The organism is Geodermatophilus sp. SYSU D00708, assembly GCF_054050115.1.
Map to the genome: position 1 here is coordinate 1 of NZ_JBJGYS010000037.1, position 15,194 is coordinate 15,194.

A 15,194-nucleotide genomic window follows, 5' to 3' on the forward strand; every position below is an offset into this window, starting at 1 on the left:
CCCCCCCCCCCCCCCCCCCCCCCCCCCCCCCCCCCCCCCCCCCCCCCCCCCCCCCCCCCCCCCCCCCCCCCCCCCCCCCCCCCCCCCCCCCCGGCCCCCCCCCCCCCCCCCCCCCCCCCCCCCGCGGCTGGTGACGTCCTGGAACGGCCACCCTCCAGGGACCCGCGCCGAGCGTGCGAGGCGTGGGGGAGGGTGGTCCTTCTTCAGTCGTCCGGCTCGGCGTCCTTCGTCGCCTTCGCGGCGTTGATCGGGTCGACGTCGGCCGAGTCCTCGCCCACGCAGAACTGGGTCATCATGTCGTGGTCCTCGTGGGTGAGGTTGTGGCAGTGGACCATGTACCGCCCGCGGTCGGCCGGGTAGGCGAGCTCCTCCGGCCGACTTCCGGGGTCGTGGGAGTTCGGGTCGTTGGCGGGGTGGAACCGCATGAGGAGGTCGACCTTCTCGTTCTCCCCGACGTAGACGACGTCCTTGGGACCACGCTCGTGCGCCGGCGGCGGCGACCCGTTGCGGCTGACCACCTGAAAGTCCACGAGGTGGATGTGCAACGGGTGGAACCAGCCGCCCGACCGGTTCTCTATGGTCCACAGCTCGGTGGCCCCGGGCTGCGGGGTGGCGAACTCCAGGGTGAACCCGGAGTCCTCGATGTCCTTCCAGGTGACGCCGCTGATCTCCCACTCGCCGTTGTTTCGCTCGAGCCGCATCGTCCGCCTGACCGCGCCCTGCGTCTTGAGGCTCATCACGCCGCGGGCCGCGGTGGGGTCGAGCACGCTGGGGACGGCGTTGTCCGTCGTCGGCCCGGTGTCGTCCAGGACCTCGAACTGCATGACCTCGTCGGTGTTGTCGTAGTCCGTGGCGTTGGGCACGCCCAGGTTCTTCAGCTGGACCTTCGCGCCCTTCTTGTACTTCGCGAAGTCGATGACCACCTCGTACCGCTCGGCCATGCCGATGCGGAAGCTCGGCACCGTCTGCGGAGCCGGCATCAGGCCGCCGTCGGTGGCGATGACCGTCAACGGCGTCCCGTCGCTCAGCGCGAGCTTGAAGCCGCGGGAGACCGAGGCGTTGAGGATCCGGAACCGGTACTTGCGGCGCTTGACCTGCATGTTCGGCCAGGGGACGCCGTTGACGAGGATGACGTCACCGAACGTCGACGAGTGGCTGTTGTCGTCGAAGAGCAACGCGCCGGTGGAGGTGAACGCCTTGTCGCCGAGCACGAGCGGGACGTCGAACTCGCCCTTGGGCAGGGGGAGCGCCCGCTCGACCGGGTCGGTGCTGATGTACATGGCGGCCAGGCCCATGTAGGCGTTCTCCGCCGTGTGGTGCACGCCGTGGTCGTGGTACCAGAGCGTGCGGGCGCTCATCCGGTTCTCGTAGACGTAGTCCTTCCACTCCCCCGGCTGCGTCATGTCGCTGGCGTAGCCGTCGTACTGCGGCCGCGAGGGCGAGCCGTGCAGGTGGGTGGAGGTCCAGTCGCGGTACTTCAGGGCGGGGTGGGTCTCCGGCAGCCTGTTGGCCTGCCGGACGACGGCGGTCTGGCCCTGCTGCACGCGGATCGTCGGCCCGGGTGTGCCGCCGGCACCGCCGATGGTGTCGAAGTAGCCGAAGACCGGCGTCGTGAAGCCGGGGATGATCTCCGGGGTCAGCAGTCGCTGCTCCATCCGGTAGAACGCCGCACCCGGGTAGGCGGGGTTCGACCGCGACTGCGCCACCGGCGGGGTCGTGAACGGCAGCGTGTAGGGCTTGGGCAGCTTGCTGGGGGCCAACTGCGACACGGACTTGGCACTGAGCACGGGGATGAACGGCAGGGCCAGCGCGGTGGCGCCGAAGGCACCGACCTTCAGTGCGTCGCGGCGAGAGAGGTTGCTGGGCACGGTGTCTCCTTCCGATGTCCCCCGCGGGCGGTGTGCGGGAGGAGACTCCGCTGGTTGCATGCCGCAACGTCACCCGTGAGGTGGGGCGGGTACACCGCCCTGTCCTGGGGGGAACCGGGAGGTGCCCCGTCGCGTCCTCACGCAGCGTGATGGCCGGGTCCGGGGCGCACCCGTCGCCGCAGCTCAGGCGGCGAGCCACTCCCCCAGCCCGGCCAGCAGCCGATCGACGTCGGCGTCGTCGTTGTACGGCGCCAGCCCGACCCGCAGGCCGCCGGTGTCGCCGAGGCCGAGCCGGCGGGAGGCCTCGATCGCGTAGAAGGAGCCGGCCGGGGCGTTGACCCCACGCGCGGCCAGGAACCGGTAGGCGTCGGCGGCGTCCCGGCCGGGAAAGGTCATCAGCAACGTCGGCGTGCGCCGCGCCGCGCGGGACCAGAGCGTGACACCGGGCAGGGCGCGGACGCCGTCCTCGATGCGCTCCCGCAGCCGGTCCTCGTGCTGCTCCACCGCGGCCATCCCCGCCTCGAGCCGGACGCGCCGGTCGCCCTCGGGGCCGCCGAGCCCCGCGAGGAAGTCGACCGCCGCGGTGGTACCGGCCAGCAGTTCGTAGGGGAGGGTGCCCAGCTCGAACCGCTCAGGAACGGCGTGGGTGGAGGGCAGCAGCTTGTCGGGGTGCAGCGTCTCCAGCAGGTCGGGCCGGGCGACGACGCACCCGCAGTGCGGGCCGAGGAACTTGTACGGCGAGCAGGCGTAGAGGTCGGCGCCGAGCGCGGCGACGTCCACCGCGGCGTGCGCGGTCAGGTGTACCCCGTCGACGTAGGCGAGCGCCCCGGCCTCGTGGGCGAGGGCGGTGATCGTCGCGACGTCCGGCCGGGTGCCGAGGAGGTTGGACGCACCGGTGACCGCCACCAGCCGCGTGCGGCCGGACAGCACCGCGGCCACCGCCTCGGGGGCCAGCTCGCCGGTGGCCGGGTCGAAGTCGGCCCAGCGGACGGTCGCGCCGCGGGCCTGCGCCGCCTGCACCCAGGGCCGGACGTTGGCGTCGTGGTCCAGCCGGGTCACGACCACCTCGTCGCCCGGTCCCCAGCCGGCCGACAGCGTGCGGGAGAGGTCGTAGGTCAGCTGCGTCATGCTGCGGCCGAACACCACGCCTCCGGGGTCGCCGGCGACCAGGTCGGCGACCGCCCGGCGCGCGGCCAGGACGACGTCGTCGGCGGTGCGCTCGGCCTCGGTCACCTGCCCGCGGTTGGCGATCGGCGAGGTCAGCGTGTCGGCGACCGCCGCGGCCACCGAGTCGGGGACCTGCGAGCCCCCCGGGCCGTCGAAGTGGGCGGTCCCGGCGGCCAGGGCGGGGAATCGGGCACGGACGGCGTCGACGTCGTAGCGCACCGCGACAGCATGCCCAGGTCCCGCCGCGGGGCGCCCCGCCGGCGGCCGGCACCGTCCGCCGGTTGTGCACGCAGCGTGCGCAGAACCGCGCCGAGACCACGCTGCGTGCACACAGCGCGCGGAGGTCAGCCCTCCCCGTCGGGAGGAGCCAGCGCCGCGGCCCGCCGCTCCAGCCGGCGCGGGAGGACCAGCACCAGGGCGAGCATGGCCGCGAAGAACGCGGCGGCCAGCCAGAACCAGGGCGAGCGCGCCACCGCCATGACCACCTCGAGCACCAGGAACACCGAGAAGACGGTCACGCTGAACCGTTGCCGCCGACGGAGCTCGCCGAGCTGGGTGGTGACCAGCCGGTGGGCCAGGGCCCGCTGCTCGGGATCGGCCGGCACGGGTCCACCGCGGGCCGCCCGCCGGGCGCGCCGCAGGTCACCCGCCGAGGACGTCCCGACGCTCTCCTGGAACCGGCGGTTCTGCCGGGCCAGCAGCGGGCCCATGACGGCGCCGAAGAGCACCCCCGCCAGGACGCCGCCGACGACGGCGACCGGCCAGCTCTCCTCCTGCGTCAGCGCGCCGAACAGCGCCATGGCGACGCCGAAGAAGCCGCCGGTGACGAGGGACAGGACCCACCACGGAGCCCGCAGCAGCCAGTTGCCCACCCGGCCATGCTCGACGCTGCGTCACCATCCGGCGCGGCCGCTCACCCGGTCGGGTGCACGAGGTCAGCCGGCCGACGCGACGACCCGGTCGGGGCGGACGACGACCGTCGCGGCCCCGGCCCGGCGCAGCCATCCGGTGAGGACGCCGTCGACGTCGTCCACCCGCACCTCGGGGCCGCCCCAGGGCCGCACCGCCAGGCGGCCCGGGGCGAGCAGCCGCAGCCTGGCCGTCCCCGCGCCGAGCACGTCGTCCACCGGGCAGGTGCGCCCGCCGGCGCGGACCGGCGCGCGGGGCAGCAGCGTCCCGGCCAGCCGCCGTCCGGCGCGGCCGCGGCGGGCCACCAGCGGGCCGCGGCGCAGCGGCGGGGTGCGGCTGTCGGTGGCGAACGCCGCGACCGCCGGCAGCCGGCCGGCCAGCGCGAGCAGCCCCCGGCGGACGGCGGAACCCGAGCGCCCTCCCCCGGTCATCAGCCGGCCGACGAGCAGCGCCAGCCGGACCATCGCCCGCGCGTGCGGCTCGCGCTCGGCCTGGTAGGTGTCGAGCAGCGCCTCCCCCGCGGTCCCGGTGAGCACCCCGGCCAGCTTCCAGGTCAGCTGGTGGACGTCGCGCAACCCGAGCCCGAGCCCCTGCCCGATGAACGGCGGGGTGAGGTGTGCGGCGTCGCCGGCCAGCAGCACCCGCCGGTCGCGCCACCGGTCGGCCACCTGCCCGCGGTAGACGTACTCGGCCACGCGCACCACCTCGGCGGCGGCCGCGCCGTACGGGGCCAGCAGCGCCGGGAGCCGGGCGGCGAGCGCCTCGCGGGTCTCCCCCGGCCACAGCCGGAACTCCCAGCGGTAGCGGTCGCCGGCGACCGGCATGAACGTCGCCGGTCGGTCCGGGTCGCAGACCTGGTGCACGCCCGGCCACACCGGCAGCGGTGCGTCGGAGCAGACGTCGGCCACCAGCCAGCGGGCGGGCGGGCCGAGGTCGCGCATCCGGGCGCCGACCAGCCGGCGGACCGTGCTGTTGGCGCCGTCGCAGCCGAGCACCGCGGCGGCGGCCAGCGGCGTGGGGCCCCCGTGCCCGAGGACGGTCAGCACGACCCGGCCGTCGTCCTGGGCCAGCCCGGTGACCTCGGCCCCGAGGCGCAGCTCCACGGCGGGGGTCCGCCGGACGGCGGCCAGCAGCACCCGCTCCAGGTCGGGCTGGTGGAACATCGAGCCCTGCGGCCAGCCGTGCGCGCCGGCGGGGGCCGAGCGGCGGAACTCCGCGAGCGTGCGCCCGCGGCGGTCCAGCAGCCGCAGTCCGCTCATCGGCCGGCTCAGCGACAGGAACTCCTCGGCGACCCCGGCGTCGGCCAGGGCCCGCAGCGCCTCGTCGTCCAGGTGGACCGCCCGCGGACCCCCGTACGGCGCCGGTCGCCGCTCCAGGACGACCACGTCCAGGCCCCGGCGGGCCAGCAGCAGCGCCGCGGTCAGCCCCACCGGCCCGGCGCCGACGACGACGACCGGGTCCAGCGACACGGCGCAACTCTCCCAGCCTGCGGAAGCGGGGGTAGCGAGAACGTTGCAGCTCCCTTCCCATGTGTGTGACGCGCGCCATAACGTCCCAGCACGGTCATGCGCTCGAGCATGCAGGCGGCCCTCAGCGCTGAGGGCGACGAGGAGGTCACACGTGCCCGTGAACACGCGTGGAGCGATCATGCGCTCCGCTCCCGGCCAGTGGGAGGTCGTCGAGCTGGAGGCGGACGACCCGCGAACCGGCGAACTCCAGGTCAAGGTGGCGGCCTCCGGCCTCTGCCACTCCGACGACCACATCGCCACCGGCGACATGGCGGTCGGTCACTACCCGATGCTGGGCGGCCACGAGGGTGCGGGCGTCGTGACGGCGGTCGGCCCGAACACGCCGGGCTTCAAGGAGGGCGACCACGTCGTCTTCTCGTTCCTGCCCGGCTGCGGCCGCTGTCGCTACTGCGCGAACGGCCAGCAGTACATCTGCGACTCCGGCGCCAACCTGCTCGTCGGCTCGCGCTGGGACGACGCGGAGAGCTTCCGCTTCCAGACCTCCGACGGCACGTCGGTCGGCCAGATGTGCGGCCTGGGCACCTTCGCCGAGGTGACCACCGTCGACGTCCGCTCGACGGTGAAGATCCCCGACGACATCCCGCTGGAGGTGGCCTGCCTCGTCGGCTGCGGTGTCGGCACCGGCTGGGGCACCGCGGTGCAGGCCGGCGAGGTGCGCGCCGGCGACACGGTGATCGTCATGGGCATCGGCGGCATCGGCATCAACGCCGTCCAGGGTGCGGCGCACGCCGGGGCCAGCCACGTGATCGCCGTCGACCCGATCCCGTTCAAGCGCGAGAAGGCGCAGGAGCTCGGCGCCACCCACGCCTTCGCCAGCATCGAGGAGGCCGCCGACTTCGGCCGCAGCGTCACCAACGGGCAGGGCGCGGACAAGGCGCTGGTCACCGTCGGGGTGCTGAAGGGCGAGCACGTCGCCCAGGCGTTCGAGGCGATCGGCAAGGGCGGTCGGGTCGTCATCACCGGCCTCGGCGACCTCACCGACAAGGGCATCCCGATCAACCCCAGCATGTTCGCGCTGTTCACCAAGGAGATCCGCGGCGCGCTGTTCGGCGACCAGAACCCCAGCTCCGACATGCTGAAGATGCTGCGGCTCTACCAGGAGGGGAAGCTCAAGCTCGACGAGCTGATCACCACCCGCTACAAGCTCGACGAGATCAACCAGGGCTACGAGGACATGCACGCCGGCAAGAACATCCGCGGCGTGATCATCCACGACTGAAGAAGGACCCCGTCCTCCCACCCTGCGCAGGCTCAGGGTGGGACCCGGGACGGGGCCTCCGACCGGGCCGGGGCGCTCCCTGCGGGGGCGCCCCGGTCGCACGTCCACGCCAAGAGGAGCACCTTCGTGAGCACCGCCACCGCCGCCCGGCGGCTCGACGTGACCGGCATGGTCCGGGTCGCCCGCGAGCGGGTGGTCGCCCGCATCCGTGAGGCCGAGGTCGTCGCGGCGGCCCTGTCGGCCGGCCGCAACGTCCTGCTGGAGGGCCCGCCCGGCACCGGCAAGACGACGCTGCTGCGCTCGCTCGCCGACGGCGCCGGGGTGCCGCTGGTGCTGGTCGAGGGCAACGCCGAGCTGACCCCGACCCGGCTGGTGGGCCACCACGACGCCTCCCGGGTGCTGACCGAGGACTACCGCGCCGAGAACTTCGTGCCCGGCCCGCTCACCCGCGCCATGACCGACGGCGCGATCCTCTACGTGGAGGAGTTCAACCGGGTGCCCGAGGAGACGATGAACGTCCTCCTCGGGGTGCTCTCCGAGCGCGAGATGCACGTGCCCCGGTTCGGCCGGGTCACCGCCCGTCCCACGTTCCGGCTGGTCGCGGCGATGAACCCGTTCGACGCGGTGGGGACCGCCCGGGTGACGCCGGCGCTCTACGACCGCTCCTGCCGCGTGGCGATGGGCTACCAGGACGAGGAGGCCGAGCTCGCCGTCGTCGCCGCGGCCACCGGTGGACCGGACGAGCTGGTGGCCCGCGCGGTGCGCACCGTGCGGATCACCCGCGACCACCCCGAGCTGCGCATCGGGTCCTCGGTCCGCGGCGCCATCGACACCGTGCTCATCGCGCTGGAGCTGGCCACCGTCCGCGGGCACGAGGGCGTCGAGGACGGCACCGGGCTGGACGCCGCACTGGCCGCGCTCACCGGCAAGGTCACCCTCGCCGACGGCACCGCGCGCCCGGTGGAGGACGTCGTCGCCGACATCTGGCGCCGGGCGGGTGAGGAGCTGGGAAAAGCCTGACGCCCGAGGAGCCGGGCGAGCAGACGGAGGAGGCGGGCGGGTCCGACGGGGAGCCCGACGCGCCGGCCGAGCCGCTCCCACCCCCACCGGGGGCCGGCGGGCTGCGCGAGCCCCCGGGACGCCGTCCTCCGCAGCCGGCGCCGGTGGAGGACGCCGAGGACGTCGAGCAGCTGCTCAAGCAGCACCAGGCCCGCCGCGCCGGTCGCGACGAGCTGTCCCGGTCCCACCCGGAGTTCCAGCAGGTCTCCCCGCAGCTGGGCGAGCTCGACGAGGAGGCGATGGCCGAGCTCACCGCGCGCGACCCCGACGCTGCCAACCGGCTGCTGACGGCCATGGGGCGGGCGTTCGACCCGGCGCTGCGCGCGGCCGCCCGGGCGCTGGCCTGCCGGCTGCCGGTGGGGACGCCGCGCGCCGGCGTGCCCGACCGCCCCGGCACCCGCCGGGTGGTCACCCGCCGCGACGAGACCGGCAGCGACATCGACCTGGACGCCACCCTCGCCGCCCGCGGCGCCGAGCCGCACTGGCGGGCCGAGCACCTGCACACGCGGGGCTGGCGCTCCACCGGCCGGGCGTGCGTCCTGCTCGTGGACGCCTCCGGCTCGGTGGCCGGCGACGAGCTGGCCGTCGCCGTCCTCACCGCCTCGGCGCTGGCCCAGCGGATGCGAGCCGGTGACGAGCTGGGCGTGGTCGCGTTCTGGTCGCAGGCGGTCGTGCTGCGGCCGCTGTCCACCGACCCGCGCACCGACACCGTCATCGACCGGCTGTTCGACCTCGACGGCGGCGGCACGACCGACCTCGACCTGGGCCTGCGCACCGCGGCGGCCCAGCTGGCCCGCTCCCGCGCCGCCGCCCGCGACGTGCTGCTGCTCTCCGACGGGATGCCGACCGACAGCCCCGACCCCCTCCCGGCCGCGGCGGCGCTGGCCCGCGCCGGGGCGCACCTGCACGTGCTCTCTCTGTCCGAGGAGCCCGAGTCGGTGGCCCACTGCGCCGCGCTGGCCGCCGCCGGTGACGGCCGGGTCGCGCCGCTGCTCAGGCCGACGCAGGCCCCGGCCGCGGTGCGGGCCCTCCTGGGCTGAGCGGAGTGAGAGGGGCGCGTTCTCCGCGCCGTGGCACTCCGCTGACCGGCCGGACGGCGTCGCCCGCGCGGGCCGGGTCCAGCGGGACGGCGGAGGTCAGGACGGCGGGCCCGAGCCGCAGCACGCCGTCGGACAGCGCCGCGCAGCGCACCCCGCCGCGGCCCCGCAGCCCGCGGTGGGCCCCCGGCGCGAGGACGACGTCCATCCAGGCGCACGGGTTGGCCGGCCGCCCGCCCCGCAGCCGCACCGGGCCGGCGCCGGTGTCGAGGGCGAACTCCTGCCCGCGCAGCGCCTCCACCTCCGCGCCCCGCAGGACGACGGTGCGCCGGGTCAGCAGCGGGTCGAACGGCGGCACGCCGAGCTCGGCGGCCAGCGCCTCCAGCGCCTCGACGGCGATCACGGTGAGCTGGGCGTCGCGGTGCGCGGGCCGGCCGGCGTAGCGGTCGCCCACCACACCGATCCCGGCGCGCACCTCGATCGATCCGCGCCGGTCGCCGTCCTGGTCGGCGACCTCGGCACCCGGCCGCCCGCCGTAGCGGTGCACCGGCGAGGCGAGCAGGCCGACGACCTCGACGTCGTAGCGGTACGGCAGGGCGCTCAGAGGATCGGCCCGGCACCCGGCGGCGGGGTCGGCTCCGCCTCGTCGGCCAGCCCGTACGCGCGGGCCTCGGGGGCGTCGAGCAGCTTGCCGGCGCGCATGTCGGCGGCGACCTCCTCGACCGGGCGCCCGCAGGCGTCGGCGACCCGCTCCTGCAGCCGGTGCAGCCGGCGGGCGTACTCGGCGGCCCACGCCTCGACGTCGGACCCGGGCAGGCCGCGCGGCGCCCGCGGCTCGGCCAGGTGGACCATCGCGTGCGGGCCGACCAGCCGGCGGTCGGCCACGGCCAGCACGGCCACCGCGGGCCCGGTCAGGGTGCCCAGGCAGGTGGCGTGCACGGGGGCGCCCATGAGGTCGAGGGCGTCGACCAGGGTCAGGGCGCCGTCCAGGTCCGCGCCGACCCCGGACAGCTGCAGCCGGACCGGTCCGTCACCGGTCGCGTCGAGCAGCGCCAGCTCGGCGACGGCCTGGTTGACCGCCTCGGCGTCCAGGTGCCCACCGAGAGCCACCACCCGCCGCTCGATCAGCCGCTCGGCCAGCCAGTCCCGTCCGCCGACGACCAGGGAGGCCGACGCCGACACCGGCCCGGGCGCGGCCGGACGGGGCTCGGGGTGCCACGGGTCGTGCCGCGGGCGCGGCGGCTCCGGCGGCTGTGGCGGCAGGGGCGGGAAGGTGTTCCTGGGCACGGTCATGGGGACTCCTCCGACGGTCGGACCTGCCAGTCGACGGTGCGGCCCAGCGCGGCCGCGTAGCGCTCCAGCGTGGACAGCCGCGCGTCGAGCTCACCGCTCTCCAGCCGGGCGACGGCGGACTGCGAGGTCCCCATGCGCGCGGCGAGCTCGGTCTGGCTCAGCTCACTCTCCTGGCGGAGCCGGACGAGCTCCTCGATGAGGCCGCGCCGACGGTCGGCGAGCCCCTCGAGGCCCGGGAACCGGCTGCGGCGCTGCGGCGGCATAGCAGGAACGGTATACCTCTTCCGCTATACCGGGAACCCGCCGCGGCTGCCGCACCACGCAGCGCCCCGGCCCTCGCACCCCGCGCCGCCCCGCCTCTCGCCCCGGCTGGGGCCGGGGTGGGGCCGGGCAGCAACGTCGGGCTGGGGCCGGGCTCGGGGCGGACAGCGCCCGAGGCGGCGCCCGGGGACCGAGGCGCGGGGCCGTGGACGGCTGGCCCTCAGCGCTCCGCGGTCCGGTGGATGGGACCCTCGATGCCGGTCAGCCGCTCCCCCGAGCCGCCCCAGCGCCCCGCGATGATCTCCGCCGCGATCGAGATGGCGGTCTCCTCGGGGGTGCGGGCCCCCAGGTCCAGGCCGATCGGCGAGGACAGCCGCGCCAGCTCCTCCTTGGCCAGCCCGGCGTCGGCCAGCCGCGCGAGCCGCTCCTCGTGCGTCCGCCGCGACCCCATGGCGCCGACGTAGGCCACCGGCAGCCGCAGCGCGACCTCCAGCAGCGGGACGTCGAACTTCGGGTCGTGGGTGAGCACGCACAGCACGGTGCGCTCGTCGATGCGCCCGGCGTCCACCTCGGCCTGCAGGTACCGGTGCGGCCACTCCACGACCACCTCGTGGGCGTCCGGGAAGCGCTTGGGCGTCGCGAACACCGGGCGGGCGTCGCAGACGGTGACCCGGTACCCGAGGAACGCGCCGACCCGGGCGACCGCCGCGGCGAAGTCGATCGCGCCGAACACCACCATGCGGGCCGGCGGGGCGAAGGAGTTGACGAACAGCGTGAGGTCGTCGCCTCGCCGCTCGCCGTCGTGCCCGAAGTGCATCTGCCCGGTGCGACCGGCGGCGAGCATCCCGCGGGCGTCGGCGGCGACGGCGTCGTCCAGCCGCTGCAGGCCCAGCGTGCCCGAGCTGCGGTCGGGCCAGACGACCAGCCGCTTGCCCACGCGGTCCTCGGGGCCGGCGACGCAGGTGACCACGGCGACCGGTTCGTGCCGGTCGACCGACTCCTTGATCTCGCCCAGCTCGGGGAACGACTCGCGGGAGACCCGCTCGACGAACACGTCGAGGATCCCGCCGCAGGTCAGCCCGACGGCGAAGGCGTCGTCGTCGCTGACGCCGTACCGCTCGAGGGTCGGGACGCCGCTCTCGGCGACGTCCTTGGCCTCCTCGTAGACCGCGCCCTCGACGCAGCCGCCGGAGACGCTGCCCACGGCGGTGCCGTCGGGTCCGACGAGCATCGAGGCGCCGGCCGGGCGCGGCGCCGAACGCCAGGTGGCGACCACCGTCCCCATCCCGACGGTCTCGCCCGCCTGCCACCAGCCGACCAGGTCGTCGAGCACGTCACGCATCGCTGCCTCTTCTCCCAGCGGAGTGTGGAAGTGCAGGAAACCCGCACCGTCGTACTCCGCTCAACACCTCAGGCACGGGAGATCACTCCCGCGAGCTCCTCGAACGCCGCCATGCTGTGCCCGGCCACGAAGGCGTCGACGAACGGCAGGGCGGCCTGCATCCCGGCGGTCAACGGCTCGTAGCCCTCGCGGCCCTTGTGCGGGTTGACCCACACGACCGCGTGCGCCAGCCGGTGCAGCCGGGCCATCTGCTCGGCGAGCACGTCGGTGCCGCCGCGCTCCCACCCGTCGCTGCACAGGACGACGACCGCGCCGCGGGCCGTGCCGCGCTGCCCCCACCGGTCCAGGAACGCCTTGAGCACCTCGCCCAGCCGGGTGCCCCCGGACCAGTCGGGGATGGCGGTGCCACTGGCCGCGAGCGCCTTGTCCGGGTCGCGCAGCCGCAGCTCGCGGGTGACGCGGGTGAGCCGGGTGCCGATGGTGAACACCTCGGTGGCGGCCGGGTGCGCGCGCACCGCGGCGTGGGCGAACCGCAGGAGGGCGTCGGCGTAGGGGCTCATCGACCCCGACACGTCGACGAGCAGGACGACGCGGCGCGGGCGCGGCCGGGCCCGGCGGTGCAGCAGCCGGGTGACCTCACCGCCGTCGTGCAGCGCCCGGCGCACCGTGCGGGAGGCGTGCACCGCGCCGTGCGCGCTCGGCCGCCGGCGGCGGGAGGCCCGCATCGGGGAGGCGGGCACCAGCAGCGCGAACAACCGGCGCAGGTGCTCGCGCTCGGCCACGGTCATCTCGGCGACGTCCCGGTGTCGCAGCACCTCGTCGGCGCTGGCCCGCCCGGCCAGCTCCGGCGGCTGCTCGCCCTCCTCGCCCGCACCGGTGCCCGCCTCCAGCGGCGCGGTGGTGGCCAGCACCCGCTCCGGCTGCGCCGCCGAGCGGGTCGGCCGCGGCGCCTCGCCGCCGAAGAAGGCGGCGAAGGCGGCGTCGTAGCGGTCCAGGTCGTCGGGGCCGGCGCACAGGGTCAGCCGCCCGGCCCAGTAGACGTCGGTGGCGTCGAGGACGTCGAGCGCGCCGACCGCGGCCAGCATCGCCTCCACCCGGTCCGGACTGGCCGCCACCCCGGCGTGGCGAAGGGTGCGCGCGAAGCCCAGCACCGTGTCGACGACGTCCCGCCGGCGAGACGAGAGGGCGGCCTCGTCCAGGGACCCACCCCGAGCGTGCGAGGGGCCTGCGGCCCTGTCCAGAGGCCCGCCGCGAGCCTGCGAGCGGTGAGGGGGACAGGGTCCTTGCAGAGGTCCTCTCTCAGCCACCGAAGAGCGCCCCCCGGGCCAGGGCGTGCACCCGGTCGGTGTCCTCGCGGTACTTGAGCACCGCGCCCAACGTGCGCGCGGCGACGTCCGGGTCGAGGTCGCGGGCGCCCAGGGTGTGCAGCGCGGTCGCCCAGTCCATCGCCTCCGCGACGCCGGGCGGCTTGAGCAGGTCGAGGGTGCGCAGCTTCGCCGTCGCGCGGGCCACCTCGCGGGCGAGCTGCTCGGTCACCTGCGGCAGCCGGGTGCGCAGGATGGCGACCTCGCGGTCGAAGTCGGGGTGCTGCAGCCAGTGGTAGAGGCAGCGCCGCTTGAGCGCGTCGTGCACCTCGCGGGTGCGGTTGGACGTGAGCACCACCAGCGGCGGCGTGACCGCCCGGATGGTGCCGAGCTCCGGGATGGAGATGGTGAAGTCGGAGAGGACCTCGAGCAGGAACGCCTCGAACTCGTCGTCCGCGCGGTCGACCTCGTCGACCAGCAGCACGCTCGGGGAGTCCTCCAGCGCCTGGAGCAGCGGGCGGGCGAGCAGGAACCGGCGGTCGTAGAGGGAGGCCTCGAGGGTCTCGGTGTCGCCGGTGGCGTGCGCGGCCTCCGCGGCGCGCAGGTGCAGCAGCTGCCGGCCGAAGTCCCAGTCGTAGAGCGCCTGGCTGGCCTCCAGGCCCTCGTAGCACTGCAGCCGGTACAGCGGCCGGCCGGTCACCTGCGCCAGCGCCTGGGCCAGCGCGGTCTTCCCGACGCCGGCCTCGCCCTCGAGGAACAGCGGGCGGTGCATGGTCAGGGCCAGGTAGGCCGCGGTGGCCAGCCCCTCGTCGGGGAGGTAGCCGGTGCCCTCGAGGGCGGCGGCCAGCTCGTCCGGCCCGGCGAACCCGCCGTCCGAGGCCGACACCGGTTCCAGCGTGGTCTCACTCACGGTCCGAGCATCCCACCTGCCGTGTCCCGGCGCGGTCCCCGGCGGGGCGGGGGCCCTGCACGCGACGGCGCCCGCCCCGACGAGCCGGGCGGGCGCCGTTGCAGGGCGGTCGGGTCAGCCGATCCGGCCGTCCCGGTCGCGGTCCAGGGCGTCGCCGCGCCGGCCGGTGCCCTGCGCGTCGTCGAAGTCGATCTGCTCCTTGCGGACGTCGGCGGAGACCGTCTCGGTGTCGGTGACCGTCTCCTTGTCCAGGCGCACGCGCTCGACCGGCACGGCCTCCTTCTCCACCACCGGGCGCTCGGCGTGGAGGGTCACCTCGTGCTCCTCCTCGCTGATGGCGGGGCCGTCCAGCGCGTTGCCCACGTTGGCGTCGGTGATCGGCTCGCGCTCGACCCGGACCTCCTCGCGGGAGACCGGCACCGTCTCGGTCTGGTTCTCGGTGACGACGTACTTGCGCAGCCGGGCCCGGCCGACCTCCTCGCTGCGGGTGCCGACGTTGAGCTGCTCCTCGGAGCGGGTCATCGCGTTGTCCGTCGTCGGGCCAGAGGTGTCGTGGCCGACCGCGGCGCGGGTGTCGGTGTGCCGCCCGGTGCCGGCGTCCGCGCCGGTCAGGTCGCGGTCGCGGTCGGTCACGGCACCGCGGTCACGGTCGGTCAGGTCGCGGTCGGCGATGCCCTGGCCGGCCATCCCGGTGGTCGCCATCCCGGTGGTCGACTCGGTGCCGGTCCTCGTCCCCGCCGTCCCGGCCTGGTCGACGCGGCCGACGGTCGTGTCGGTGCGGCCCACGTTCCCCGAGCCGAAGTCCATGCCGTAGTAGCGGTAGAGCTCCTGCTCCTCCTGCGGCGACAGGTGGCCCTCGGTGTCGATCTTCGGCGCGTCCTTCACCGCGCTCTTGCTGACCGGTACCCGGAGGCCGTCGTCGGTGAGGTCGGCCTGCCGGATCGGGACGAAGGTCTCCTTGGTGCCGAACAGGCCGGTGCGGACGGTGACCCACTCCGGCTGACCGGTCTCGTCGTCCAGGTAGACCTCCGAGGCCGAGCCGATCTTGTCGCCCGACTCGTCGTAGACGTCCTTGCCGATCACGCGGCTGATGGCGTCGGTTCCGATCATCGTCGTTGTCGCTCCCAACTGAGCTGGTGACACGGTCGCGGGAGGGGTGACCAGGAGTGAGGTCACGAAACGGACACGCGCTCATCGACACGCCCGGGCGGGCCGGTCCCGGGCGCCCGCCGGCGACGACCTCGGGACCCGGGGGTGCGCGTTCGCGCAGGTCCACGAGGGCGCCACCGACGGGCA

General features: G+C 75.5%; 14 protein-coding genes. 3 read left to right on the forward strand and 11 right to left on the reverse strand.

Features of this window, described 5'->3' with window-relative positions; all coding sequences use genetic code 11:
• Window positions 1–203: 203 nt before the first annotated feature.
• The 4 genes from ACI79D_RS22140 to ACI79D_RS22155 all read right to left on the reverse strand — a co-directional run bounded on the left by ACI79D_RS22140 (window position 204) and on the right by ACI79D_RS22155 (window position 5,413).
• Window positions 204–1,868: a multicopper oxidase family protein gene (locus tag ACI79D_RS22140; RefSeq protein WP_456920664.1), complete on the reverse strand. Its 1,665-nt coding sequence runs from the start codon at window positions 1,866–1,868 to the stop codon at window positions 204–206.
• A gap of 183 nt (window positions 1,869–2,051) precedes the next feature.
• Window positions 2,052–3,254, reverse strand: a complete 1,203-nt coding sequence (locus tag ACI79D_RS22145; protein ID WP_456920665.1) for a cysteine desulfurase-like protein — start codon at window positions 3,252–3,254, stop codon at window positions 2,052–2,054.
• Window positions 3,255–3,379: 125 nt separating this feature from the next.
• Entirely contained in the window at window positions 3,380–3,907 is a 528-nt protein-coding gene (locus ACI79D_RS22150) for a hypothetical protein (RefSeq protein ID WP_456920666.1), read from the reverse strand.
• Window positions 3,908–3,970: 63 nt separating this feature from the next.
• Window positions 3,971–5,413 carry a bifunctional 3-(3-hydroxy-phenyl)propionate/3-hydroxycinnamic acid hydroxylase gene (locus ACI79D_RS22155; RefSeq protein ID WP_456920667.1) on the reverse strand — a complete coding sequence of 481 codons (1,443 nt, stop codon included), beginning with the start codon at window positions 5,411–5,413 and terminating at the stop codon, window positions 3,971–3,973.
• A 157-nt stretch (window positions 5,414–5,570) separates the two neighbouring features.
• On the opposite strand from ACI79D_RS22155, the gene ACI79D_RS22160 reads away from it, so the two are divergent.
• The 3 genes from ACI79D_RS22160 (at window position 5,571) to ACI79D_RS22170 (ending at window position 8,791) form a co-directional block, all read left to right on the forward strand.
• Window positions 5,571–6,692, forward strand: coding sequence for an NDMA-dependent alcohol dehydrogenase (locus ACI79D_RS22160; RefSeq protein ID WP_456920668.1), 1,122 nt, complete (start codon window positions 5,571–5,573; stop codon window positions 6,690–6,692).
• Between the two features lie 126 nt (window positions 6,693–6,818).
• Window positions 6,819–7,712, forward strand: coding sequence for an AAA family ATPase (locus tag ACI79D_RS22165; RefSeq protein WP_456920669.1), 894 nt, complete (start codon window positions 6,819–6,821; stop codon window positions 7,710–7,712).
• Window positions 7,713–7,855: 143 nt separating this feature from the next.
• Entirely contained in the window at window positions 7,856–8,791 is a 936-nt protein-coding gene (locus ACI79D_RS22170; RefSeq protein WP_456920670.1) for a vWA domain-containing protein, read from the forward strand.
• On the opposite strand, the gene ACI79D_RS22175 is transcribed toward ACI79D_RS22170, so the two are convergent.
• From ACI79D_RS22175 to ACI79D_RS22205, 7 genes are all read right to left on the reverse strand, one after another.
• Window positions 8,745–9,335 (reverse strand): MOSC domain-containing protein, encoded by a 591-nt coding sequence (locus ACI79D_RS22175; protein WP_456920671.1) that lies wholly within the window; start codon window positions 9,333–9,335, stop codon window positions 8,745–8,747. The genes ACI79D_RS22170 and ACI79D_RS22175 overlap by 47 nt on opposite strands.
• Before the next feature lie 53 nt (window positions 9,336–9,388).
• A complete protein-coding gene (locus ACI79D_RS22180) occupies window positions 9,389–10,081 on the reverse strand; it encodes an ATP-dependent Clp protease proteolytic subunit (RefSeq protein ID WP_456920672.1) in 693 nt (230 codons plus the stop codon).
• Window positions 10,078–10,344 carry a helix-turn-helix domain-containing protein gene (locus tag ACI79D_RS22185; protein ID WP_456920673.1) on the reverse strand — a complete coding sequence of 89 codons (267 nt, stop codon included), beginning with the start codon at window positions 10,342–10,344 and terminating at the stop codon, window positions 10,078–10,080. Before ACI79D_RS22185 ends, ACI79D_RS22180 begins: the two co-directional genes overlap by 4 nt.
• Before the next feature lie 218 nt (window positions 10,345–10,562).
• On the reverse strand, window positions 10,563–11,684 hold the full coding sequence (locus tag ACI79D_RS22190) for an XdhC family protein (RefSeq protein WP_456920674.1): 1,122 nt from the start codon (window positions 11,682–11,684) through the stop codon (window positions 10,563–10,565).
• 68 nt (window positions 11,685–11,752) lie between these two features.
• Window positions 11,753–12,799: a vWA domain-containing protein gene (locus tag ACI79D_RS22195; RefSeq protein WP_456920675.1), complete on the reverse strand. Its 1,047-nt coding sequence runs from the start codon at window positions 12,797–12,799 to the stop codon at window positions 11,753–11,755.
• A gap of 184 nt (window positions 12,800–12,983) precedes the next feature.
• Entirely contained in the window at window positions 12,984–13,898 is a 915-nt protein-coding gene (locus tag ACI79D_RS22200) for an AAA family ATPase (protein ID WP_456920676.1), read from the reverse strand.
• Window positions 13,899–14,012: 114 nt separating this feature from the next.
• A complete protein-coding gene (locus tag ACI79D_RS22205) occupies window positions 14,013–15,008 on the reverse strand; it encodes a DUF2382 domain-containing protein (protein WP_456920677.1) in 996 nt (331 codons plus the stop codon).
• Window positions 15,009–15,194: the final 186 nt, after the last annotated feature.

What these genes read in the sequence shown, in the direction of transcription:
- ACI79D_RS22190 (WP_456920674.1), bottom strand. Translation starts at nt 11,684, where the DNA reads ATGCGTGACGTGCTCGACGACCTGGTCGGCTGGTGGCAGGCGGGCGAG.
- ACI79D_RS22205 (WP_456920677.1), bottom strand. Translation starts at nt 15,008, where the DNA reads ATGATCGGAACCGACGCCATCAGCCGCGTGATCGGCAAGGACGTCTAC.
- ACI79D_RS22180 (WP_456920672.1), bottom strand. Translation starts at nt 10,081, where the DNA reads ATGACCGTGCCCAGGAACACCTTCCCGCCCCTGCCGCCACAGCCGCCG.
- ACI79D_RS22185 (WP_456920673.1), bottom strand. Translation starts at nt 10,344, where the DNA reads ATGCCGCCGCAGCGCCGCAGCCGGTTCCCGGGCCTCGAGGGGCTCGCC.